This is a genomic window from Acinetobacter amyesii (assembly GCF_023499985.1).
In the GTDB taxonomy this organism is placed as follows: Bacteria; Pseudomonadota; Gammaproteobacteria; order Pseudomonadales; family Moraxellaceae; genus Acinetobacter; species Acinetobacter amyesii.
The window spans coordinates 1-343 of sequence record NZ_JAMCOU010000004.1; the positions used below are offsets into that span (position 1 = coordinate 1).

Sequence of the window (343 nt, forward strand, 5' to 3'; positions counted from 1 at the left end):
TAAAACCGATTAATTTTATAAAAACAAACCGTTTCACCTATTTAATGGTTTGTTCTATCATTCTCTCATCAAATAAATTTACTCCTCTGGAGACGTTAGCAATGTTAGATCAAAATACTTCTGCTCAATTAAAAACCTTACTTGAACGCCTTGAAGGCCCGATTGAAATCGTCGCGACTTTAAACGGCACGGACAAATCAGACAAAATTAAAGAATTGGTGACCGAAGTTGCCGCTTTATCTGATTTAGTGACTGCACGTTTTGACGGTAACAACAGCCGTGCGCCAAGCTTTGGTATTGCAAAAGCAGGTGAAACACCACGTGTATTCTTCGCAGGTCTACC

The 343-nt window shown here is 39.4% G+C and carries 1 pseudogene; it reads left to right on the forward strand.

Features of this window, described 5'->3' with window-relative positions:
• Positions 1-101: 101 nt before the first annotated feature.
• Positions 102-343 (forward strand): annotated as a pseudogene (locus tag M5F03_RS00040) (alkyl hydroperoxide reductase subunit F); the annotation flags it as partial.